We start from the raw sequence: 19,842 nt of genomic DNA, 5'->3' as shown, positions 1-19,842 counted from the left end.
TCCTGGTTCGGCGTCAGCTGCGTGAGGGGAAGATGCCGGTCATGGCGATGTTGAAGCCGAGCGCGCTGTAGGGCTGCAGGTTGGGATGCGGCTGGTTGCCGCCCGCCATGCCGACGGTGGAACCGATCAGCGGCGTCGGGTGGCCCGGCGGCGCGTAGAAGTTCTCCGCGCCCGAGCCGCCGTAGAGTGCGTTGGCCGGGGACTTCACGGTGCCCGCCGTGGTGGTGGTGTTCAACGGATGCGTGTGCATCGGCATCTCGCCCTGCAACAGCGTCACGATCTCCGCACCGGCGGCCGCGCCGACGACGTATGCCGGGGGCTGCCAACTGCCATCGGCCGACGGCCCCGAGCCGACGGGCGTACGGCTGCGCATATCGGGCAAGGCGAACGTGGTGCGACCGTCGCCGCCGAACCTCACGCCCAGCAGGGAGTAGAGCGCCTGGTTCTGCTGCAAGGGCATCAGTTGCCCATTGCACGTCGCGAATCCCCTGGGTGCGAAGTTGAACCCCGCGAGCATGATCTGCCCGAGGAAATAGTTGCTCATCCGTTGTCCCCTGATGGTTGACTCGCGTGAGGCGGCGTCGCCTGCGTGCGCCGACTGTCGTCGATGGCGTGAAGGGACACAAGGGCCTGCCTTCAAGTTCATGCCATGATTGCCGAATACACATGTTGCTGTGGTCAAACGGCCGCGCATAATGCGCGTGCTGGCACATGCTTCAGCAGGGACACAGGGGTTCGACATGACATCGTTGTTTTTCGGCGGCCGCCACGCGGTCGCGCCGGGTCGCGCGCGTTCACGCGTGGCGTCGTGGCTTTTCGGCCTGTGCCTGCTCGCCGTGGGCGGGCTTGCCCACGCCGCGGGTTGCCAGCCGCAGTCCATCATTGTGGCCTCCGGCGGTACGGTCGTCACCGACCTCAGCAATTGCGCGGTGGTAGGAATCAACGGCTACCAGAGCCCGCCGCAGCACGGAACCAACGACCCACGGAACAACAATTCCAGCGGCCTGGTGTACTACACCAATAACGGCGACGGCTCGACCACCGACAGTTTTTCCGTCCTCGACGGCGACGACAACTCCGTGATTCCGTTCACGGTAACGGTGCAGCAGACCAACCCGACCGTCACGACAACCACCCTGCCCGACGCCACGATCGGTGCCGCCTACAGCCAGTCGCTGGCGGCCTCGGGTGGCACGACGCCGTACACCTGGTCGCTGACCGGCGGCGCGCTACCGGCGGGTATCACCCTGTCTTCCGCAGGTGTCGTCAGCGGCACGCCCACGCAGGCCGGCAGCTTCAGTCCCGTGTTCACGGTGACAGACAGCGCCAACCGCACCGCGTCGCGCACCATTGCCCTCACCGTAGGGGGCCCGACGCTGGCGATTGCGCCTACCACGCTGCCTAATGGCGTGGCCGGCACGGCTTATAACCAGGCCCTCAGCACGACAGGCGGCACCGCCCCCTATACCTATGCCGTCAGCGGCGGCTCGTTGCCGCCTGGTATCACCGTATCCAATACCGGAACCGTATCCGGAACGCCCAGCGCGGCCGGCAACTACAGCTTCACCGTGCGCAGCACCGACAGCTCCACGGGTACGGGTGCGCCCTTCAGCACCACACGTACCTACGCGCTCACTATCGACGCGCCCACCATCACGGTGGCTCCGGCGACCTTGCCGAACCCGACCGTCGGCGTCGCCTACTCGCAGACCGTGACCGCTTCCGGTGGCACGGCGCCCTATACCTTCGCGATCACTGCGGGGGCGATCCCGGCCGGCATGACCTTCGGCAACTCCGGTACGCTCGGCGGTACCCCGACGGCCGCCGGCACGTTCAACTTCACGGTCACGGCGACTGACAACGGCGGCTTTACCGGGAGCCGCACCTACACCGTCGCGGTGGCTGCGCCGACGATCGCCGTCGCACCGACTACCCTGCCCGGTGCCACCGCCGGCCAGGCCTACTCAAGCACCGTCACGGCCAGCGGCGGCACCGCGCCCTACGCCTATGCCATTACGGGGGGTAGCCTGCCCAGTGGCATGACGTTGTCCGCGACGGGGGTGATCTCCGGTACCGCCACGGCCGCCGGCACCTCCAACTTTACCGTCACCGCCACCGACAGCTCCACCGGTACCGGCGCGCCGTTCAGTGGCTCGCGAGCCTACGCACTGACCGTGGGCGCTCCGACCGTGGTCGTGGCACCGGCCACGCTGCCGAACCCGACCGTCGGCAACGCCTATTCGCAGGCCGTGACTGCCTCCGGCGGCACCGCGCCGTACACGTTCGCCGTCACCGCCGGGGCGACGCCGTCCGGACTGAACCTCAGCACGGCCGGTGTACTCAGCGGCACACCGACCGCTGCTGGCACGTTCAACTTCACCGTCACGGCGACCGACGGCAACGGCTTCGACGGAGCCCGCGCCTACACCGTGACCGCTGGCGGACCGGCGCTGGTCCTCACACCGACCAGCCAACCTGCCGCACGTATCGGCCAGGCCTATAGCGCATCATTCTCGACGTCGGGCGGCACCGCGCCTTACCACTACACGGTGACCGGCAGCCTGCCCCCCGGCCTTTCCCTGGCGGACAACGGCACCCTCAGCGGGACACCGACACAGGCCGGCAACTTCCCGGTGTCTATCCATGTCACCGACAGCAGCACGGGTGCGGGTAGCCCCTTCACCGCGACGGTCAACATGACGCTGGCCGCCGATGCCGATCCGCTCGTGCTGACGCCGGCAAGCCCCGTGCTCACCGCCACCTACGGCGCCAGCAGCAGCATCGTCTTCGGCAGTAGCGGCGGCTCCGCACCACGTACCCTGTCCCTCACCGGCGCGCTGCCCGCGGGCATGAGCTTCGATGCAACATCCGGCGTGCTTTCGGGCACGCCGACCGTCACCGGCAGCTTCCCCTTCACCGTGACGGTTACCGACGGCAGCCTCACGCCGGCCACGCTGAGCCGGAACTACACACTGACCATCGCCGCGGTTACCGTGGTCGTCAGCCCGGCGACGTTACCCGGCGGCGTCATGGGGAGCGCTTATAACGCCACGCTGAGTGCCAGCGGCGGCGCGGCACCGTACACGTTCACGGTGACTGCGGGCGCCCTGCCCGACGGCATCACCTTGTCTTCGGCCGGCGTGCTGGCCGGCACGCCGACGCGTAATGGCACGGCGACCTTCACGGTGCAGGCCGCGGATACCCATGGCATGGCCGGTACGCAGGCGTACTCGGTCACCATCGGCGATGCCGCACCGGTGGCGGTGGCCGATACGGCCGCCACCGCCGCCAACCAGGCGGTGACGATTCCCGTCACGGCAAACGACAGCGGTGTGATCACATCGGTGACCGTCGCCTCGGCACCCGCCCACGGCACCGCTGCCGCCAACGGCACCTCGGTGCTTTACACGCCCACCAGCGATTTCTTCGGCACAGACAGCTTCACCTACACGGCCATCGGACCCGGCGGGCGCTCCAATATCGCCACGGTCACGGTCAACGTGCAGGCAGGCAACCTGCCCGTGGTCCCGGACCAGACAGCCGCGGGCGTCGCGGGCCAGACCATCGGCATCAATGCCATCCAGGGCGCCAGCGGTGGTCCGTTTACCGCGGTGACTCTCGTCACGCCTCCGGCGGCCGGAACGGCGACAGTGAACGGCACGACGATCGCCTACACCGCCCCAGCGGACGCCACCGGCACGCAACGCTTTACGTACACGCTCACCAACGCGTTTGGCGTCTCGCAGCCGGCCACGGTAACGGTGACGGTGCAGCCGCGTCCGGTGGCCGTGGCACTGACCGCAACGGTCGGTGCCGGCCAGTCCGTGCAGGTGGACCTGACCGGTGGTGCGCGCGGCGGTCCCTTTACCGATGCCGCGGTCGTGTCGCTCTCGCCCGCGCAGTCGGGCGCCGGGACCATCGTCAAGACAGCCTCCGGCTATCGCCTGGACTTCGCTGCCGCCGCGGCCTTCTCGGGCCAGGCACAGCTGATGTACACGCTGTCCAACGCCTACGCGGTGTCCCAGCCGGCCACGGTGACGATCACCGTGACGGCACGCCCGGACCCCTCGAAGGACGCTGAAGTCACCGGCATCCTCGGCGCGCAGGTGGATGCCACCCGCCGCATGGCCAGCGGCCAGATCAGCAACTTCCAGCAGCGCCTGGAGTCGCTGCACAACGCCGCATCGTCCCGCTTCAGCAACGGCCTCAGCTTCAGCTCCGGCGGCGGCCGCCAGGCCGTGAACGGCGACCGTCCGGGCAAGGGCGTGGCCGAGGCCATGAACGACCCCGACGCGCCCGCCTTCCTGCAGTCCGATACGCGTCCTGCGCCGACCCAGAGTGGACAGGCCTCGCCGGACGACGTGGCCTTCTGGACCGGCGGTGCCGTGAACTTCGGCGCGACCAACCGCGGTACGGCGGCCAATGGGGTCGACTTCACCACCTCGGGTGTCAGCGTGGGTGCCGACAAGCGCCTTTCCAACGCGTTGACCCTGGGCCTCGGCGTGGGCTACGGCCACGATGCCAGCGACATCGGCAAGATGGGCAGCCGTAGCACCACCACCGCCTACAACATGGCGCTGTATGCCAGCCTTCGCCCGAGCGACCACACGTACATCGACACCCTGCTCGGCTACCAGTGGCTGGACTTCGACGCACGGCGATACGTGACGGCCGACGGCGGTCGTGTCACCGGCAGCCGCAACGGTAAGCAGGCGTTCGCCTCGGTGGCCTTCGGCTACGAGCACGACGACGGCACCACACGACTGACACCCTACGGACGACTGGACGTGTCGCGTGCGCAGCTGGACGGCTATACCGAACGTGGCGACGCCACCTATGCCCTCGACTACCGTGGACAGACGGTGCGCACGTCCACGGGTGCCCTGGGCCTGCGGGCGGAGTTCCGCCTCAAGCGCGACTTCGGGGTGCTGGTGCCGCGGGTACGCGTGGAATACCAGCGCGACTTCCAGGGTGCCAGCAACGCGACGATGTCCTATGCGGACCTGCTGGCCGGGCCGCTTTACCGGTCCACCGTGGGCGATAACGCGCGAAACCACACGTTGCTGGGTGTCGGCATCCAGGCGCAGTTCGACAGCGGATTGTCGCTGCGCGCGGAATACCAGGCGCTGTTCGACTCGGGCACGCACGCCAACCAGTCGATCCTGTTGGGCATCGAGAAGACGTTCTGATCGGGGCGGCCCCACGCATCACCGCGATGCGTGGGGCCGCAGGCCCATGTGCGTCAGGCGTTGCGCCGGCTGAAGCGCGCCCGCAGCCGGCGGTTCAGCGGATCGCCGTAGAAGCGAGCCACCAGCCAGGCACACAGGGCGGAGACCAGGAAGAAAACCAGCAACAGCGGCAGCTTGCGCTCCGGCGTCAGGGTGGCCTTGGGCACCAGCTCGCGCAGGATGCCCAGCACGATGATATGGAACAGGTAGAGCTCGTAGCTGTGCGCACCCAGCCAGGCCAGGGGGGCACCGGCCCGACGGGCGAACGCCCCGCCGGGCAGCGCGGCGACCGCGACCAGGAACACCGCCGCCGCGATACCCATCTGCGTGGCGCCGAAGGCTTCGTTGCCGTCGATGCCCCGCATGTACACCCAGCCCATGGCCAGCAGCGCGAGCAGCGCCAGCGAACGGCATAACACCGGCGTCCAGACCACCTCGCGTGCGGCGACCGCTGCCGCGCAGCCGTAGACCAGCATGTCCACGCAGGCCAGGTTGCCGTACAGGTAGAACAGCTCGTTGTCGTCGTGCAGCCAACGGTAGGCCGGACCGATGACCAGGCCGGCGCAGCCGATGACGACACGTTGCCACGGCCGCCGCGCGGCGACGAGTACCAGCGGGTAGACCAGGTAGAACACCTCCTCGACCGACAACGACCAGTAGACGTTCATCGCGTAATTGAAGTAACCGACCGAACCCATCAGCACGTTGTGCCAGAAGGTGAGCACCGAGAGATCGGCGATGACGAAGAACCCGCGCCCCAGGGGCACGTCGTCGCGCACGTTGGCGAAGTCCGGCAGCCCGGCCAGGCCAAGCACCGTGATGATCGCTAGCGCCAGCATCATGGACGGGTAAAGGCGGAACAGGCGCAGGCGATAGAAGTGCCCCAGGTCGATACCACCCAGGCTGCCGTAGCGCCGGAGGATGTTCGAGGTGATCAGGAATCCCGAGATCACGAAGAACACGGAAACGCCGTAGTTGCCGTTGTAGAAAAGCGTCCGCAGCGTGTCCACCGGCACCCAGTCGGCCAGCGGGCTGCGATGCAGCCGGTAGGTCAGCGAGAAATGCAGCAGCATCACCATGACGATGGCCAGGCCGCGCAGCAGGTCGATGTAGAGGTTGCGCCCGGCGTGTCCGGCGTTGGTGGGCGGGACGGGCGGCATCGGCATCGCTTCCTGGCATTGGACCGGGCAGTCCGTGGTTTATGTTCCTGCCGCAGATCGGCCGGTGTACCCTAGGCGGATGCTCAACAATGACACACTCCGCAGCATCCGCTACATGCTCGACCTCGGTGAGGTCCATGTGGTCGAGATCCTCAAGCTCACCGGCTTCGAAACCACCCGCGAACAGGTCGATCCCTGGCTGCGCAAGGAAGACGAGGCCGGCTTCGTCGAGATGCCCGATGCCGCCCTGGCCCACTTCCTCGACGGCCTGATCCTGCATCGCCGTGGTCGCGACGAAAGTCAGCCGCCGCGGCCAGTGGAGACCCGGGTCAACAACAACGTGGTGCTGAAGAAGCTACGCGTCGCCTTCGAACTGAAGGAAGACGACATCCTGGCGCTCATGACCAACGCCGGCTTCCGCGTCTCCCGTGGCGAGATCAACGCCCTGTTCCGCCAGCCCAAGCACAGCAACTTCCGCCTCTGCGGCGACCAGTTCCTGCGTAACTTCCTCAAGGGCCTGACCGGCAAACTGCGCGGCGCCTGACGTAGCGGCCGCTCACGCTTGAGCCCGTAGGGCGACGGGCTGCGCGGGACGGCGAAGCGCTTACCGGCGCTCGCCGCGCTTCCAGACGACCTGGCGCACGATGAGCGCCACCACCAGCACGGCGACAAACGCGCCATAGCCCCACAGTGCCGGCACCACCTGTTGCCAGATGGCGCCACTCTTCGGGCCGAAGCTATCGGCGGCCGGCAGTTCCACCGCGTCGAACGAGACGAGGGCCGCCTGGATCGACGCGACCACGGCAGCCAGCAGCGCCAGCACGTCGAACGCGCGGCGGGTGGCGTTGGTCACCAGCGACTTCGGGTACTGCCAATAGGCCCAGCCCAGCACGATCAGCCAGGGCGCCAGCAGCATCAGGGCCAGGTAGCGCATGGCTCAGCTCGCCTTCTTCGCCGCCGCTTTGGCCGCGGCCTCGTCCGCCGTGGCGGCAGCGAGTGCGTCCAGCGCCGCGCGAACGCGGGCCTCGGCCTCGGCGCGGCTGGCTTCATCGGTGAAGGACGGACCCGTGGCTACCGTGGCGCTATCGACCTGCAGACCCAGCTGATCGCCGACGGCGGTGAGCGAGGCAGCCGCACCGCCCAGCGTCGCCAGCGACTGGCGCAAGGCACCGGCCGCCTTGGGATCGGCAAACGCCTTCGACAGCAGCAGTTCGGCGCCGTCCGCATCGAACAGGCGGAAGCGGAAGCTGCCGTCGTCGTCGCGGAAGCTGGCGATGCGCGGCGGGCGCGCTTTCGGCGCAGCGGCCGGCGCCGCGGGCGACGTAACGTTCTCCTGGCGGCGGTAGCGCGGGCTGCGCAGGCCGACGGCTTCGCGCAGCGTCTCCAGCAGCGGCCCGGCCACGGCACGGGCCTTGGCGGCACCGGCCAGCAGCACGTCTTCCATGTCGTCCGGACGTGCCATCAGCGCCTCGTAACGCTCGCGCATGGGCGCCACGTCGGCTTCGATGCGGTCGAACAGGGCCACCTTGGCTTCGCCCCAGCCCATGCCGCCCTGCAACGACTGCTCGAAGGCCACGGTTTCGGTCGGCGAGGCGAACGCCTTGAAGATCGTGAACAGCGCAGCGTCCGCGGTGTCTTTCGGCTCACCCGGCGCGCGCGAATCGGTGACGATCTTCATGATCGCCTCGCGCATGCCCTTGGCCCCGCCCTCGAACAGCGGGATGGTGTTGTCGTAGCTCTTGGACATCTTGCGACCGTCCAGGCCGGGCAGCGTGGCCACCTGCTCCTCGATGTGCGCCTCCGGCATGACGAAGAACTCGCGGCCGTAGGTGTGGTTGAAGCGCTGCGCGATGTCACGCGCCATCTCGATGTGCTGGATCTGGTCGCGGCCCACCGGCACCTTGTTGGCGTTGAACGCGAGGATGTCCGCGGCCATCAGCACCGGGTACATGTACAGGCCCGCGGTGATGCCGGCATCCGGGTCTTCCTGGCCATCGACGTTGCGATCCACGGCGGCCTTGTAGGCATGGGCACGGTTGAGCAGTCCCTTGCCGGTGACGCAGGTCAGCAGCCACATCAGCTCCGGCACTTCGGGAATATCCGACTGCCGGTAGAAGGTGGCGACGTTCGGGTCGAGGCCGGCGGCCAGGAACGTGGCGGCGATCTTCATGCGCGAGGCTTCAACGCGGTCGGCGTCGTCGCTCTTGATCAGCGCGTGATAGTCGGCCATGAAATAGAAGGCATCGACGTTCGGGTCCTTGCTGGCCAGGACAGCCGGACGAATCGCGCCGACGAAGTTGCCGAGGTGCGGCGTGCCGGTGGTGGTGATGCCGGTGAGGACGCGGGTATGCATGGGGACCTTGGGGCTACGGACGATAACCGTCCGAGTGTAGCCCGCGACTGCCCCGGCGGCGACCCGTGGCCGCCACCGGAACCCCGGGTCAACGCATGAGCGTGGATTTGCCGAACAGGGATTCGACCAGGTCCACGGCCAGTTTCGCCGTCTGGTTGCGCTTGTCGAACGCCGGGTTGAGCTCGACGATGTCCAGCGAGCCGACCCGGCCGGTGTCCGCGATCATTTCCATGACCAGCTGGGCCTCACGGTAATTGGGGCCGCCACGCACGGTGGTGCCCACGCCCGGGGCGATCGAGGGGTCGAGGAAATCCACGTCGAAGCTGACGTGCAGGTGGGTATCCGCGTCCACGCCGGCCAGGGCTTCTTCCATGGCGGCCTTGATGCCTATCTCGTCGATGTAGCGCATGTCGTAGATATCGATGCCCACTTCGTGGACGAAGCGCTTTTCGCCCTCGTCCACCGAGCGGATGCCGACCTGCCGGAACACGTCCGGCGTGGTGGCCGGCACCGTGCCGCCAATATGGGTGAGCACGTCGGGACCGTGCCCGCACAGGCAAGCGACAGGCATGCCGTGGATATTGCCCGACGGGGTGATCTGGCTGGTGTTGAAGTCGGCGTGGGCGTCGAGCCAGAGTACGCGCAGCTTCTTGCCTGCCTCGCGGCAATGGCGGGCCACGGCGGAGATCGAGCCGATCGCCAGGCAGTGGTCGCCACCGAGCATGATCGGCAGTTGGCCTTCGGTCAGCGCCGCGTGGACAGCGTCATGCACGGCGGTGTTCCAGGCCACCACTTCGTCCAGGTGGCGGTAACCGTTCACCGGCGGCAGCCACGGATTGAGCGGACCGGACAGGTTGCCGCGATCGACCACGTGCATGCCACGACGGGACAGGCGCTCCGCCAGGCGGGCGACGCGCAGCGCCTCCGGCCCCATGGAACTGCCACGGTGGCCGGCACCGATATCGGTAGGGGCGCCGATCAGGGCGACGGAACGGGTAAGCGGGCTCATACGATAGGACTCAGCATCCCGCAAGTTTACATGGCGCCCGGAAACAGCCACGTTGCAGCGCGTCAGGGGGTAGCCGATAACCGCGGCGAAGGACGACGAGCGAACGGGACAGGAGCCGCGTGCGGATGCCCGCCAAATGGCGTAGACTTCCGCTCAAATGGAGAGGATTACGTCATGATCGCCTACGTCGCCGATGCCGACCCCATCCGTTATGAACTCCGCGAGACCGTGCATAGCCGCATGGCCCGTCTGCTCGATCTCAAGCTCGAATCGGATGCGGATGCCGTCCGGCTGGTCAGTCAGGGGATTTCGGTCCATTCCTATCGCCGCGTGGCCGACAAACTGCATTTTCCCGCCAACCTCGTTGCGCCGGAAAGCACGGTGCGCCGTCGCCTCAGCGAAGGCCGCTTCAGCGAAGTCGAATCCGAAAGGGTGGTGCGTGTCGCCCGGGTGTTCGCGGAAGCCGTCGAACTGTTCGGTGACGAGGCCATGGCGCTCACCTGGTTCAACACGCCGGCCGACTACCTGGACGGCGACCCGCCGGTCACCCCGCTGGCGCTTGCGGCCAGCGACAACGGCGCGCGGCTGATCGAGGCACGCATCCTGCGCACCGCCCACGGCATGTTCTGATGCGCCTGTGGCGTATCTCGTCCTATCCCGGCCTGAGCGGGGTGGGCGGCCAGCATGCGGATGGCCGCTGGCACACGCGAGGCCGCGCTATCCTTTACACCTCCGAGCACCCTGCCCTCGCCATGGTCGAAGCCATGGCGCACATGCGCCTGGGCATCACGGCCATCCCGCTGACGCTCAAGCTGATCGCCATCGACGTGGACGACCGGGCCACCCGGGCGCCGATGCCACGGTTACCGTCGGGCTGGCAGGCCAACGAGCCGACCAGCCAGGCCGTCGGCGACGCCTGGCTGGCCCGTAAGAATCACCTGTTGCTGCCGGTACCCTCGGCGGTCCTCGCGCATGCAACCAACGTGCTGGTGAACCCCGCGCATGCGGACATGGCGCGCTGCGTGACCGAGGTCGAAGTGGAACCGTTCTGGTTCGATCGGCGGTATCTGCGCTGAGGGCTGGCTTCAAAAAAGCGACAGGTGCCCACCACCTTCGACATACGTGTCGTAGAACCGCCGCTTCGTCGCATCGAGCATGGACTCACTCTGCATGCGATCGCCAAGACGCATCATTACCGGTGTGGCGGGATCATAGCGCGGCCACACCGCTTGCCCCTTGGCGACCGGTCGCCCCGTCTTGACGAAGCCCAGCCAGTACGCGGTCATCGCATCGGCGATGATGCGATCGCGTGGCTGGAAAGCCCGTCCTTTCGCCGCATCGAGGTTGCCTAGCGCATAAGGAATCTCCGAGCTGTGGAACGCGCCGAAAGCTTCCGAACCGGGTTCGACATGATCGAACAGGTAAAGGTAGATCGGTTGGTGACTCGTGGCAGCGCGCGCCCTCGCCCAGCGCTCGGTGGCGGCCAGGCCTCGCTCACGGTGCACGCGCCGATCCTCGGGATTGGCGTCGCCAGACGATTCATCCGCCGTCATGCCGGCAAGGACGGGTGTGTCGATAAACGTGTCGGCGACACTGGCATAGGGGTCGGACGGAATCAGACGTCCGTCGATCACCGGCGCGAACGTCATCACCCCTTCGTCGGCATGGCGCGCCGCCTGCGCCACCTGCGATGCAGGCAGACGACGCAGTTCATCAATGGTGCGGACGCCTGCCGCGGCCAGGACTTTCTTGCCCGTTGCCTGCGCCTGCGCAAGGGTTCGGGGCGCTATGCCCATGCCGGGACCGCTTTGCGAGATGACCTGCTGGAACAGGCCTTTCGCGGCGGGCGCCACCATCAGGTCGTGGACCGCCATGGAGCCCGCCGACTGGCCCGCGAGCGTGATGCGCGACGGATCGCCGCCGAACGCCCGCGCGTTGTCCCTGATCCAATGCAGCGCGAGCAACAGGTCCTTGATGCCGTAATTACCCTGCGCACCTTCGGCGGCAGAGAGCTCCGGAGGCGCGAGGAACCCGAAGACGCCGAGGCGGTAGTTCACCGTGATCACGATGATGCCGCCGCGTGCCAGCGTAACGCCGTTGTAGATCGGCACCGATCCCGAGCCACCGGCAAAGCCGCCGCCGTGGACCCAGACCATGATCGGCAAACCCGCATGTGGTGCCGTGGCGGCGGACGGGCGCCAGACATTCAGCGACAGGCAGTCCTCGCTCACCTCGCCCTGCACGAGGTACTCCGGCGTGTACGGACCGAAGCTGCCGCCGACGTCTTGCTGGCAGGCGGGGCCGAAGGCCGTCGCCATGCGCGTCGCCTGCCACTCGGGAGCCGGTCGCGGCGAGCGCCACCGGCCCTCACCCGCCGTGCTGGCACCATACGGGATGCCAAGGAAAACATCGACACCCGCAGAGGTCGTACCGGCGAGCACGCCCTGTGTCACCCGCACTTGGGGAGGCTTCGCCATGCATCCCGCGCCTGCCAGCGTGGCGATGGCGATGGCGATAACGGCGATGAAAACCCGTCGAACGTCGATCATGGATCTTTCCTCGGTGGCTCGGTTGGCTGGGCGACGCTCAATGGGACGACACGAAGCCCGACGGCGTCAGTGCTTCCGGCATGGCGAAGTCCCGTCGCATCCGTGCCACTTCCTCGACGGGAGGGCGACCAAACAGGCGCTTGAATTCACGACTGAACTGCGAGGCGCTTTCGTAGCCGACAGCGGTCGCGGCCGCCGCGGCCGTCGTGTCCTGGCGAAGCATGTGCAGCCTCGCCTGGTGTAGCCGGGTCGATTGCACGTAGCGCATCGGCGACGTGCCGGTCATCGCGCGAAAATGGGCATGAAACGTCGGCACGCTCATCGCCGCCTCGTCGGCCAGGCGATCGACGCTGAGGGCCTCGTCGTACTCGCTGTGGATCAAACGGATCGCGCGCGCCACCCTGCCGAATCGCCCCTGCTGGGCCAGCGCGGCACGCATCGAGCCGCCCTGCGCGCCGCACAGCACGCGGAAGTAGATCTCCCGCACCATGGCGGGGCCAAGCAGTTCGCCCTCCGGCGCATTCGCCAGCGCCTCGAGCAGACGCAGCACCGCCATCGACAGCGAGGCTTCCATCGGCGAGGAATACAGGCCCCGGGGTTCTGCCGTGGCGATGCCTTCGTGGCGGTCCAGTTGCTCACACAGGTCCAGGGCCATGGCGCTGTCCAGGCGAAGGTAGATGGCCAGCAGCGGCTCCTGCGCCGTAGCCTGCGTCTCCATCGCGAAGGGCACCGGCACGGACACGACGAGGTAGTGCTGGTCGTCGTAGACGAAGGTCTGCCGCCCCAGGAAGCCTCGCTTGCTTCCCTGGACCACGATGACGATGCCGGGCTCGTACAGCACGGGCGTACGACTCAGCGGTCGATCGGCGCGAAGCAGGCGCACGTCGGGCAGGCACGTCAGTGTGTATCCCTCGTCGCGGGCCATCCCGCGGAGAAGACCGATCATGCGCTGACGCCGGCGGTGGCTATCGTCCATCGCGCCAATGTCCCTCATCCCATGCGTCGATGCAAACCGGCCTAATAGGATCAGGCAATATCCCAAGAGACCAGGCCATGGGATGCAACGTCCGCGGGAACTACCTTGGTCGGCACGTCATACGAAAAGGCCAGACCATGGGTAGCAAGACATGTTTCATCACCGGCGTCAGCAGCGGCTTCGGGCAGGCGTTGTCGCGTGAAGCCCTCGCGGCCGGCCATCGCGTCATCGGCACCGTGCGAAGCGAAGATGCCCGCTTCGCATTCGAAGCCCTGGACGCCACGCGCGCGCATGCGGTCATCCTCGATGTCACCGACCACGACGCGATCCCCGGAATCGTCGCCGATGTCGAATCGCGCCATGGCGCCGTCGATGTGCTGGTCAACAACGCGGGCTACGGCCACGAGGGCATCTTGGAGGAGTCGCCCATGGAAGAGATGCGTCGGCAGTTCGAGGTCAACGTCTTCGGCGCCGTGGCCGTGACAAAAGCCTTTGTGCCGAGGTTCCGCGAACGACGCCGCGGCCACATCGTCAACATCACTTCCATGGGCGGTTTCATCACCATGCCGGGCATTGCCTACTACTGCGGCAGCAAGTTCGCCCTGGAAGGCATCAGCGAGGTGCTGGGAAAAGAGTTGGCACCGTTCGGCGTCCACGTCACGGCCGTCGCGCCGGGCAGCTTCAGGACGGACTGGGCCGGGCGATCGATGCGGCGTACGCCGCGAAGCATTGCGGACTACGACGCGTTGTTCGAACCCATCCGGCAGTCACGCAAGGAGAAGAGCGGCCACCAGTTGGGCGATCCGGCCCGGGCGGGCAAGGCGATCCTGGCGTTGATCGACCTGCCCGATCCACCCGCGCACCTTCTGCTGGGCAGTGACGCACTCGATCTGGTGCGCGGCAAACTGGGCGCCATGACGGCGGACATCGATCGCTGGGAGGCGTTGTCGAGATCGACCGACGGTTGATATCGAGGACGATCTGGCGGGGCCGGTGCCGAAACCCAACACCTATTCGGGACCGGAAGGCGCCTACCAGCAAGACAAGCAAGGTATAGGCACCTCTTGAATGCCTTCCGGATCGCCGGTTTGGTGGCACGGTAAGCGCGCTGGGTAAAGGCGATGTTGAACTGGTCTTCCCGCTGATGTGTCCGGCTGACGATATCCACTTCCATATCGAACAGCGAATCCTTAGCCACGGACTCACGGACGCAAGTCCGAAGGCGGCATCGTCCCTACGTGACGGAATCATCGCGCGGCGACTGTGATGAAGTAATCGGCTCTTGATGTAAGGGAAACCCTACAAGCTTCGCAGGCAATCCCCTACAGAGTTTGCCGAAACTTGCGCAGTAATATCCCGCAGCCAATCACGGCACCTTCATACAGGGGAAATCATGAAAATTTCTGCACTGCTTTTCGGCAGCTTGATAGCTTGCGCCTCGTTCGCGGCATCGGCGACGGATGACCTCAATCGCACGGTGGCAAGCGTCGGAGTTCAGAACGGCATCGGGGCTTACGCACGCTTCGTTGAACCGACCTCGGCCAATTGCCTTTACGGTGTTGTCTACCTCGGCGGTATGGACCAGCCCAACACACGCGGCATGGTTGCCATTCTTCTCGCAGCGAAGGCGGCTGACGGTAAGATTGGGGACATCGCGTATGACGTCCAGAGCAACGGAACCTGTTTCGCTACCAAGGTCGAGAATCAGTAAGGCGAAGAGCTGATGCTGTTCAACCTTCGGCGGCCAACATCCGCTTCAACTCAGGATGGCCCTATGACAAGCAAATCCGACAAAGCGAGTGCCTCATACTCGCGGCTGCGAAAGAACGTTCTAGGCATGGCGCTTTTCGCTATCGCCCTGCCGGCCATAGCAGACAGCACCACTGGGACTACTGTCACGATCACTGGCAAGCCCACTCCAGGCAAGCAGGTCATTGCGACGGTTGTCGTTACCGGCAAGCATCTCGTGGATGGGCCGACCCACAGTGTTCCTGGCGGTGACGTGCAGCTTATGCTGAACGGCACTCCGTTGGTTCAGGTTAGAGCATCAACCGCGAACTCGACCGTGTACGACTATGGCTGCGTCGACTCAAGGTGCGGGCTCTACAAGTTCATGTCGACCAACACGACCGCGAAGTTCCCGATCACTCTTCCCAAAGGAATCACGTCGTACCAGTTCTCGGGCACCTACACCGGCGATGCCGACTCGCACGGCTCGACATCTGCGATCGTGACAGTCAAGCCTGTCTATAACAGTTCAAGTGCAGCAATCGATCTACTTCTGGACTAACACCTGCGGCTCATGGACGAGCCAACTCGTGTGGTAAGTCCACGTGGGAAGCGGGTGCCGCCCCCGCTGACAGAGACAGTGGACGAGCCGGACTGCCTTCGACTGGTTTCTGGTGCCGACACCCGGATTCGAACTGGGGACCTACCGCTTACAAGGCGGTTGCTCTACCAACTGAGCTATGCCGGCGAAGTGCGGAAGTTTATCAGAAGCAACCCGTGGGTCGAGTGGTCACGGCAGGGTTGCGCAGGCCCTTGCGGAGGTCGCTGCCTCCATCCTCGGGCACCACCACGTCCAACCACCATACGGGCGTGGTCTCGGTGCGCTCGCTCATGCGGGCCGGGAAACCGGCGGCGGCCACTTCGTCGCGACGCTTACGCGCATTGGCCGGGTCGTGGAACAGGCCCAGGGCCACGGAGTTCTGCAGTTCACCCTGCACCGTCACCACGAAATAATCCTTGATGCCCTTGGCCTCCAGCCGACGGGCCTGCGCCAGCGCCTGCTCGCGCGTGGCCTGCGCAGGCAGGAACACCCGCCAGCCTCGCGACTCGCTGGCCTGCTCCTGGCGCTGGCGACTGCGCACCGTGCGCGAGGCGATGGCCGTGCGCGCGGCGCGCAGATCCACTTGGTTGGCGAACGGACCCACGGCGAGGCAGCGGTAGGCGCGCTTGGGGCTGGTCGGTGCCGGAATGGCCAGCGGTGGTGTCGTGGACAAGGACGATGACGGTGCCTTCGCTTTGGCGGCCGCCGCTGCCAAGGCCGACGTCGCCGAGGCGCCGGACACGGGCGCGATCGGTGCAGAGGCAGCGGGTGTGGATGCGGGGACCGATGCCTGGGTGGTTGCCGTCGCCGGCGATGCATTCGAAGACGCCGGTGCCGCTGCGGACGTCGGCACCGCAGGCGCGGCATGGACCGGTGCGGCGGTGGGCGGCGCTACGCTAGCCGCCGGCGGCGGTACTTCGGCCAGCAGCTTGAGTCGGGGCACGCCGCTGTCGGTGGGGTCCACCGCATGGGTGCCGGTGTCGCCCAGCAGCAGCCACGCGGCCACCGCGATGTTGAGGGCAATCAGCAAGACGAAGAACAAACGCAGCAGCATGTTGGCCTTGGGCGTGACGTTGGACCTGCGCGTGTTCCCCTGGTCAGAACCGGCGGCGTCGGGATTCTAGGCGATATCGACGGTGGCGGTGTGCACCGTGGCCCAGACGGCCAGCCCGCGCAGCACGGTATCGGGCACAAGCATGACCTCGTTCGCCAGCAGCGGTGCCAGCACGGCGGCGTCGCCCCCGCCCAGGGTCACCGTGGGGTGTCCGCCGAGGGTGTCCCGCGAGCGCTCGACGAAACGATCGACCAGGGCCGCGCAGGCCTGCCAGCAGCCCGAGGCCAGGCCGTCGGCGGTGTTGTCGGCCAGATCGCGAACGTTGCCCGCGGCCGACGGGCGCACCTGCACGGTGGCCCCGAGCACGGATTGCTGCATCAGCAACGGGCCCGGCGCGATCCAGCCGCCGAGGTGCCGGCCTTCCGCATCCAGCGCATCCAGGGTGAGCGCCGTGCCCACGCTGGCCAGGACACAGGGCGAGCGTCCCGCCGCATGCGCATCCACCAGCGCCAAGAAGCGATCCACCCCCAGGCGCTGCGGCTCAGCGTACGCGTTGGTCACGCCGCAGGCCTGCGCCGGCGTGCGCACCCATTCGGCGATCAAGCCGAACGCCTTGCGCGCCGCCACATCCACCGCGGTTTCCCGCGCGGAATCCACGACGGAGGCGCCGACGACCCGCGTCGGTGTCGGCCACGCGGCCCACAGCACGGCCAGTTCGTGCGCGATGTCGGCATCCCAGCCGAACGCACCCCGATGGGTGAAGGTGGTGCCGTCCAGCAAGGCGAACTTCAGGCGGGTGTTACCCAGGTCCAGCAACAGGATCACATGCCGCTCCTGCGCACGGAGACATCCGCGCTGTCCACCGTCACCGACTCGCCGTCGGCGCGGCGCACGCGCAGCGCCCCGCGTTCGTCCACACCTTCACCCATGGCGTTGTATTCGCCGCGCGGATCGATGACGCGCAGCGGCTGGTCGCGCAGCAGGTCGTTGGCGGCGTACTCCGCGGCGAAGGCCGAAAAGCCGCGACGCTCGAAGGCAAGCAGCCCTTCCGCCAGCGCGGAGACCACCGCCGTGGCTACCTGGTTGCGTCCCGGCGGCTGCCCACCGGCCAGATCGGCCAGGTCGGTCACCGGCTGGGCGGCACGCTCGCGCAGGGTATCGGGCAGGCGGATATTGAGGCCGACACCGATGATGGCCGCGCAGGGACCGGAATATTCACCGGACAGTTCGACCAGGATGCCGGCCAGCTTGGCGTGCCCCGCGAGCACATCGTTCGGCCATTTCAGACCGGCCGTGCGGATGCCCAGGTCATCCAGCGCGCGGATCAGCATGACCCCGACCGCCAGTGACAACCCGGACAGCGACGCGAAGCCGCTGTCGAACCGCTTGAGCACCGACAGGTACAGGTTCATGCCCGGCGGCGACAGCCACACGCGCCCACGACGCCCACGTCCGGCCGATTGCGTCTCGGCCATGACGAAGGCGAGGTCATCCAGGGTGGGAATGCGTCGCGCCAGCTCGCTCGAGGTGGAGTCGATCTCCCAGTGGGTTTCCAGCATGCCGACCCGGGGCGAGACGTCGGCAGACAGCGAGGCGCGGATACGCTGGGCGTCGAGCAGCTCCGTGGTCCATGGCAGGCGGTAACCCCCGCCGACCTTGGCCTCCACCGGCACGCCCTTGAGCCGCAGGGATTCGATCTGCTTCCACACGGCGGCACGCGTGACACCGGCCTGCCGGGCCAGGGTGGCACCGGACACGGCGTCGCCGCCGGCGAGGGCTTCCATGAGGTCGCGAGCGAGCATGGGCTACCGTGGGCCGTCAGGCGGCCGGTGTCGGGGAGGGAAGGAGCCGGGACATCACGCAATTCTAGGGCAGCGGGAAGGATTTCGCCCGCGTTGGCCCGGGAGGGCCGATGACGGACCTCCAGCACTGGCACCTACGCGATATTTCTGAGAGGATCGGTCGTCCCCCGGCATGTCCGGGGCCCACGGGGTATACCGATGAACGCCAGACCGTACATTTTCGGATGGCTGTGCCTCGTCGGTGCCATCGGCACCGCCGCCGCGTCCGACGCCCGCATGACCAGCAACCTGCTCTCCCTGGGCCGGTCGGTCGTATCGACGTCGTCGTTCGATGCCGGTTCCACCTCGCGCTCGGGGCAGGACAGCGGCCGCGACAGCGCCACTACGGACACGGCGCGCCCGTTCCATGGGGCACCCGGCACCCGGGGCCAGGGCCAGATCCCCATGCCGCCGCCGGTGGATGCCGACGCCGACGCGCACGACGGCTCGTCGGGCGGTCGCTCCTCGGGGCCGAGCTGGCAGTCGATGCTTCCCGGGTCCATTTTCTAGAACGGCCCGGATCGTTCCTTGGGCGTTCTTTCCTCGTGGCTTGCGCGTTTTCGCGCGCCGATTCCTCCGATCGACGACACGTTATGGGCGCAGGCGGTGTCACGGTTGCCGCTGGCACGCGCACTGGACCCACCGCGTGCGCGCTACTTGCGCGAACTGGCCGCCGTCTTCCTGCACACCAAACGGTTCCACGCGCTGGGCGGCGCGGTGCTGGACGACTTCTGGCGACTGGCCATCGCCATGCAGGCCAGCCTCCCCGCCCTGCCGCATGGGCCGAAGGCCTTCAAGGGCTGGACCAACGTGCTGGTCTATCCGGGGCAGTTCAACGTGCGACGCAGCCGCCACGACCCGCCGACCGGCGTGGTGACCGAGAGCGACGACACGTTGATCGGCGAAGCATGGGAACGGGGACCGATGGTGCTCTCGCTCGCCGATGTCGCGCTGGATATCGAGGCGCCGTGGGACGGTGTCAATGTGATCGTGCACGAGATGGCGCACAAGCTGGACATGCTGGCGCGCCCGGCCAACGGTGTGCCGCCCCTGCCGCCGGGCATCGATCGGCGCGAGTGGATCGCCACCATGCAGCGCGGCTTCGAACGCCTGTCGCGCGCCGCGGACCGTGGGCGCGAAACGACCATCGACCCCTACGGCGCGGAAGCTCCCGAGGAATATTTCGCGGTGACCAGCGAGATGCATTTTTCGCAGCCGGCGGCGCTACGTGAGGCGGAGCCGGCGGTGGCCCGGCTGCTCGAGGCCTTCTATGGACCCTCACCAGCCGATCAGGGCTGAGAACCATCGGGTGCGGCGCCTGCCAGCCTGCGCAGGCAACACGG

General features: G+C 67.1%; 19 protein-coding genes and 1 tRNA gene. 9 read left to right on the top strand and 11 right to left on the bottom strand.

Annotated elements, in window-relative coordinates; translation table 11 throughout:
- Positions 1 to 13 precede the first annotated feature (13 nt).
- On the bottom strand, positions 14 to 544 hold the full coding sequence (locus FA89_RS07965; protein WP_036139870.1) for a phage tail protein: 531 nt from the start codon (positions 542 to 544) through the stop codon (positions 14 to 16).
- Between the two features lie 196 nt (positions 545 to 740).
- Here FA89_RS07965 and FA89_RS07960 point away from each other — a divergent pair, with 196 nt between their 5' ends.
- Positions 741 to 5,189: a putative Ig domain-containing protein gene (locus FA89_RS07960; RefSeq protein ID WP_051938625.1), complete on the top strand. Its 4,449-nt coding sequence runs from the start codon at positions 741 to 743 to the stop codon at positions 5,187 to 5,189.
- A gap of 53 nt (positions 5,190 to 5,242) precedes the next feature.
- Here the strand turns inward: FA89_RS07960 and FA89_RS07955 are convergent, their stop codons facing one another.
- Positions 5,243 to 6,388 carry an acyltransferase family protein gene (locus FA89_RS07955; RefSeq protein ID WP_051938624.1) on the bottom strand — a complete coding sequence of 382 codons (1,146 nt, stop codon included), beginning with the start codon at positions 6,386 to 6,388 and terminating at the stop codon, positions 5,243 to 5,245.
- 79 nt (positions 6,389 to 6,467) lie between these two features.
- On the opposite strand from FA89_RS07955, the gene FA89_RS07950 reads away from it, so the two are divergent.
- A complete protein-coding gene (locus tag FA89_RS07950; RefSeq protein WP_036139867.1) occupies positions 6,468 to 6,932 on the top strand; it encodes a DUF1456 family protein in 465 nt (154 codons plus the stop codon).
- Between the two features lie 60 nt (positions 6,933 to 6,992).
- On the opposite strand, the gene FA89_RS07945 is transcribed toward FA89_RS07950, so the two are convergent.
- The 3 genes from FA89_RS07945 to rocF form a co-directional block, all read right to left on the bottom strand.
- Positions 6,993 to 7,322 (bottom strand): hypothetical protein, encoded by a 330-nt coding sequence (locus tag FA89_RS07945; protein WP_036139865.1) that lies wholly within the window; start codon positions 7,320 to 7,322, stop codon positions 6,993 to 6,995.
- Positions 7,323 to 7,325: 3 nt separating this feature from the next.
- Positions 7,326 to 8,741: a tryptophan--tRNA ligase gene (locus tag FA89_RS07940; protein ID WP_051938623.1), complete on the bottom strand. Its 1,416-nt coding sequence runs from the start codon at positions 8,739 to 8,741 to the stop codon at positions 7,326 to 7,328.
- An 88-nt stretch (positions 8,742 to 8,829) separates the two neighbouring features.
- Positions 8,830 to 9,750, bottom strand: a complete 921-nt coding sequence (gene rocF, locus FA89_RS07935) for an arginase (RefSeq protein WP_036139863.1) — start codon at positions 9,748 to 9,750, stop codon at positions 8,830 to 8,832.
- 174 nt (positions 9,751 to 9,924) lie between these two features.
- On the opposite strand from rocF, the gene FA89_RS19175 reads away from it, so the two are divergent.
- Together FA89_RS19175 and FA89_RS07925 are read left to right on the top strand one after the other, a co-directional pair.
- Complete coding sequence (locus FA89_RS19175; protein WP_051938622.1) at positions 9,925 to 10,380, top strand: antitoxin Xre/MbcA/ParS toxin-binding domain-containing protein; 456 nt, start codon at positions 9,925 to 9,927, stop codon at positions 10,378 to 10,380.
- The gene (locus FA89_RS07925; protein ID WP_036139860.1) at positions 10,380 to 10,826 is read left to right on the top strand and encodes an RES family NAD+ phosphorylase; all 447 of its coding nucleotides are present in this window, start codon (positions 10,380 to 10,382) and stop codon (positions 10,824 to 10,826) included. Before FA89_RS19175 ends, FA89_RS07925 begins: the two co-directional genes overlap by 1 nt.
- Before the next feature lie 9 nt (positions 10,827 to 10,835).
- Here the strand turns inward: FA89_RS07925 and FA89_RS07920 are convergent, their stop codons facing one another.
- Entirely contained in the window at positions 10,836 to 12,299 is a 1,464-nt protein-coding gene (locus FA89_RS07920) for a carboxylesterase/lipase family protein (protein ID WP_036139857.1), read from the bottom strand.
- 37 nt (positions 12,300 to 12,336) lie between these two features.
- Positions 12,337 to 13,245 (bottom strand): AraC family transcriptional regulator, encoded by a 909-nt coding sequence (locus tag FA89_RS07915; RefSeq protein WP_240003865.1) that lies wholly within the window; start codon positions 13,243 to 13,245, stop codon positions 12,337 to 12,339.
- A 167-nt stretch (positions 13,246 to 13,412) separates the two neighbouring features.
- On the opposite strand from FA89_RS07915, the gene FA89_RS07910 reads away from it, so the two are divergent.
- The 3 genes from FA89_RS07910 (at position 13,413) to FA89_RS07900 (ending at position 15,565) form a co-directional block, all read left to right on the top strand.
- Positions 13,413 to 14,243: an oxidoreductase gene (locus tag FA89_RS07910; RefSeq protein WP_036139852.1), complete on the top strand. Its 831-nt coding sequence runs from the start codon at positions 13,413 to 13,415 to the stop codon at positions 14,241 to 14,243.
- A gap of 425 nt (positions 14,244 to 14,668) precedes the next feature.
- Complete coding sequence (locus tag FA89_RS07905) at positions 14,669 to 14,986, top strand: hypothetical protein (RefSeq protein WP_036139850.1); 318 nt, start codon at positions 14,669 to 14,671, stop codon at positions 14,984 to 14,986.
- Positions 14,987 to 15,049: 63 nt separating this feature from the next.
- Positions 15,050 to 15,565 (top strand): hypothetical protein, encoded by a 516-nt coding sequence (locus FA89_RS07900; protein WP_036139848.1) that lies wholly within the window; start codon positions 15,050 to 15,052, stop codon positions 15,563 to 15,565.
- Between the two features lie 110 nt (positions 15,566 to 15,675).
- On the opposite strand, the gene FA89_RS07895 is transcribed toward FA89_RS07900, so the two are convergent.
- The 4 genes from FA89_RS07895 to FA89_RS07880 form a co-directional block, all read right to left on the bottom strand.
- Positions 15,676 to 15,751: transfer RNA gene (locus tag FA89_RS07895), tRNA-Thr, on the bottom strand.
- 16 nt (positions 15,752 to 15,767) lie between these two features.
- Entirely contained in the window at positions 15,768 to 16,658 is an 891-nt protein-coding gene (locus FA89_RS19590) for an SPOR domain-containing protein (protein WP_036139845.1), read from the bottom strand.
- 66 nt (positions 16,659 to 16,724) lie between these two features.
- Positions 16,725 to 17,483, bottom strand: coding sequence for a type III pantothenate kinase (locus FA89_RS07885; protein ID WP_036139842.1), 759 nt, complete (start codon positions 17,481 to 17,483; stop codon positions 16,725 to 16,727).
- Entirely contained in the window at positions 17,480 to 18,460 is a 981-nt protein-coding gene (locus FA89_RS07880; protein WP_036139840.1) for a biotin--[acetyl-CoA-carboxylase] ligase, read from the bottom strand. The genes FA89_RS07885 and FA89_RS07880 overlap by 4 nt, the downstream gene beginning before the upstream one ends.
- A gap of 198 nt (positions 18,461 to 18,658) precedes the next feature.
- Between FA89_RS07880 and FA89_RS07875 the strand changes: the two genes are divergently transcribed.
- Positions 18,659 to 19,009 (top strand): hypothetical protein, encoded by a 351-nt coding sequence (locus FA89_RS07875; protein WP_036139837.1) that lies wholly within the window; start codon positions 18,659 to 18,661, stop codon positions 19,007 to 19,009.
- Between the two features lie 18 nt (positions 19,010 to 19,027).
- Positions 19,028 to 19,798: a zinc-dependent peptidase gene (locus FA89_RS07870; RefSeq protein WP_036139835.1), complete on the top strand. Its 771-nt coding sequence runs from the start codon at positions 19,028 to 19,030 to the stop codon at positions 19,796 to 19,798.
- Positions 19,799 to 19,842 lie beyond the last annotated feature (44 nt).

Origin of the sequence: Luteibacter sp. 9135 (assembly GCF_000745005.1) — a bacterium.
In the GTDB taxonomy this organism is placed as follows: Bacteria; Pseudomonadota; Gammaproteobacteria; order Xanthomonadales; family Rhodanobacteraceae; genus Luteibacter.
The sequence above is the reverse complement of the archived record's forward strand: the minus strand, read 5'-3'. Positions and strand labels throughout refer to the sequence as shown.

Bases quoted from the DNA above. Each gene is read 5' to 3' on its own strand.
- FA89_RS07905 (WP_036139850.1), top strand. From the start codon at position 14,669: ATGAAAATTTCTGCACTGCTTTTCGGCAGCTTGATAGCTTGCGCCTCG.
- FA89_RS07920 (WP_036139857.1), bottom strand. From the start codon at position 12,299: ATGATCGACGTTCGACGGGTTTTCATCGCCGTTATCGCCATCGCCATC.
- FA89_RS07910 (WP_036139852.1), top strand. From the start codon at position 13,413: ATGGGTAGCAAGACATGTTTCATCACCGGCGTCAGCAGCGGCTTCGGG.
- FA89_RS19590 (WP_036139845.1), bottom strand. From the start codon at position 16,658: ATGCTGCTGCGTTTGTTCTTCGTCTTGCTGATTGCCCTCAACATCGCG.
- FA89_RS19175 (WP_051938622.1), top strand. From the start codon at position 9,925: ATGATCGCCTACGTCGCCGATGCCGACCCCATCCGTTATGAACTCCGC.
- FA89_RS07940 (WP_051938623.1), bottom strand. From the start codon at position 8,741: ATGCATACCCGCGTCCTCACCGGCATCACCACCACCGGCACGCCGCAC.
- FA89_RS07875 (WP_036139837.1), top strand. From the start codon at position 18,659: ATGAACGCCAGACCGTACATTTTCGGATGGCTGTGCCTCGTCGGTGCC.
- FA89_RS07900 (WP_036139848.1), top strand. From the start codon at position 15,050: ATGACAAGCAAATCCGACAAAGCGAGTGCCTCATACTCGCGGCTGCGA.
- rocF (WP_036139863.1), bottom strand. From the start codon at position 9,750: ATGAGCCCGCTTACCCGTTCCGTCGCCCTGATCGGCGCCCCTACCGAT.
- FA89_RS07925 (WP_036139860.1), top strand. From the start codon at position 10,380: ATGCGCCTGTGGCGTATCTCGTCCTATCCCGGCCTGAGCGGGGTGGGC.
- FA89_RS07960 (WP_051938625.1), top strand. From the start codon at position 741: ATGACATCGTTGTTTTTCGGCGGCCGCCACGCGGTCGCGCCGGGTCGC.
- FA89_RS07945 (WP_036139865.1), bottom strand. From the start codon at position 7,322: ATGCGCTACCTGGCCCTGATGCTGCTGGCGCCCTGGCTGATCGTGCTG.
- FA89_RS07880 (WP_036139840.1), bottom strand. From the start codon at position 18,460: ATGCTCGCTCGCGACCTCATGGAAGCCCTCGCCGGCGGCGACGCCGTG.
- FA89_RS07955 (WP_051938624.1), bottom strand. From the start codon at position 6,388: ATGCCGCCCGTCCCGCCCACCAACGCCGGACACGCCGGGCGCAACCTC.
- FA89_RS07965 (WP_036139870.1), bottom strand. From the start codon at position 544: ATGAGCAACTATTTCCTCGGGCAGATCATGCTCGCGGGGTTCAACTTC.
- FA89_RS07915 (WP_240003865.1), bottom strand. From the start codon at position 13,245: ATGATCGGTCTTCTCCGCGGGATGGCCCGCGACGAGGGATACACACTG.
- FA89_RS07950 (WP_036139867.1), top strand. From the start codon at position 6,468: ATGCTCAACAATGACACACTCCGCAGCATCCGCTACATGCTCGACCTC.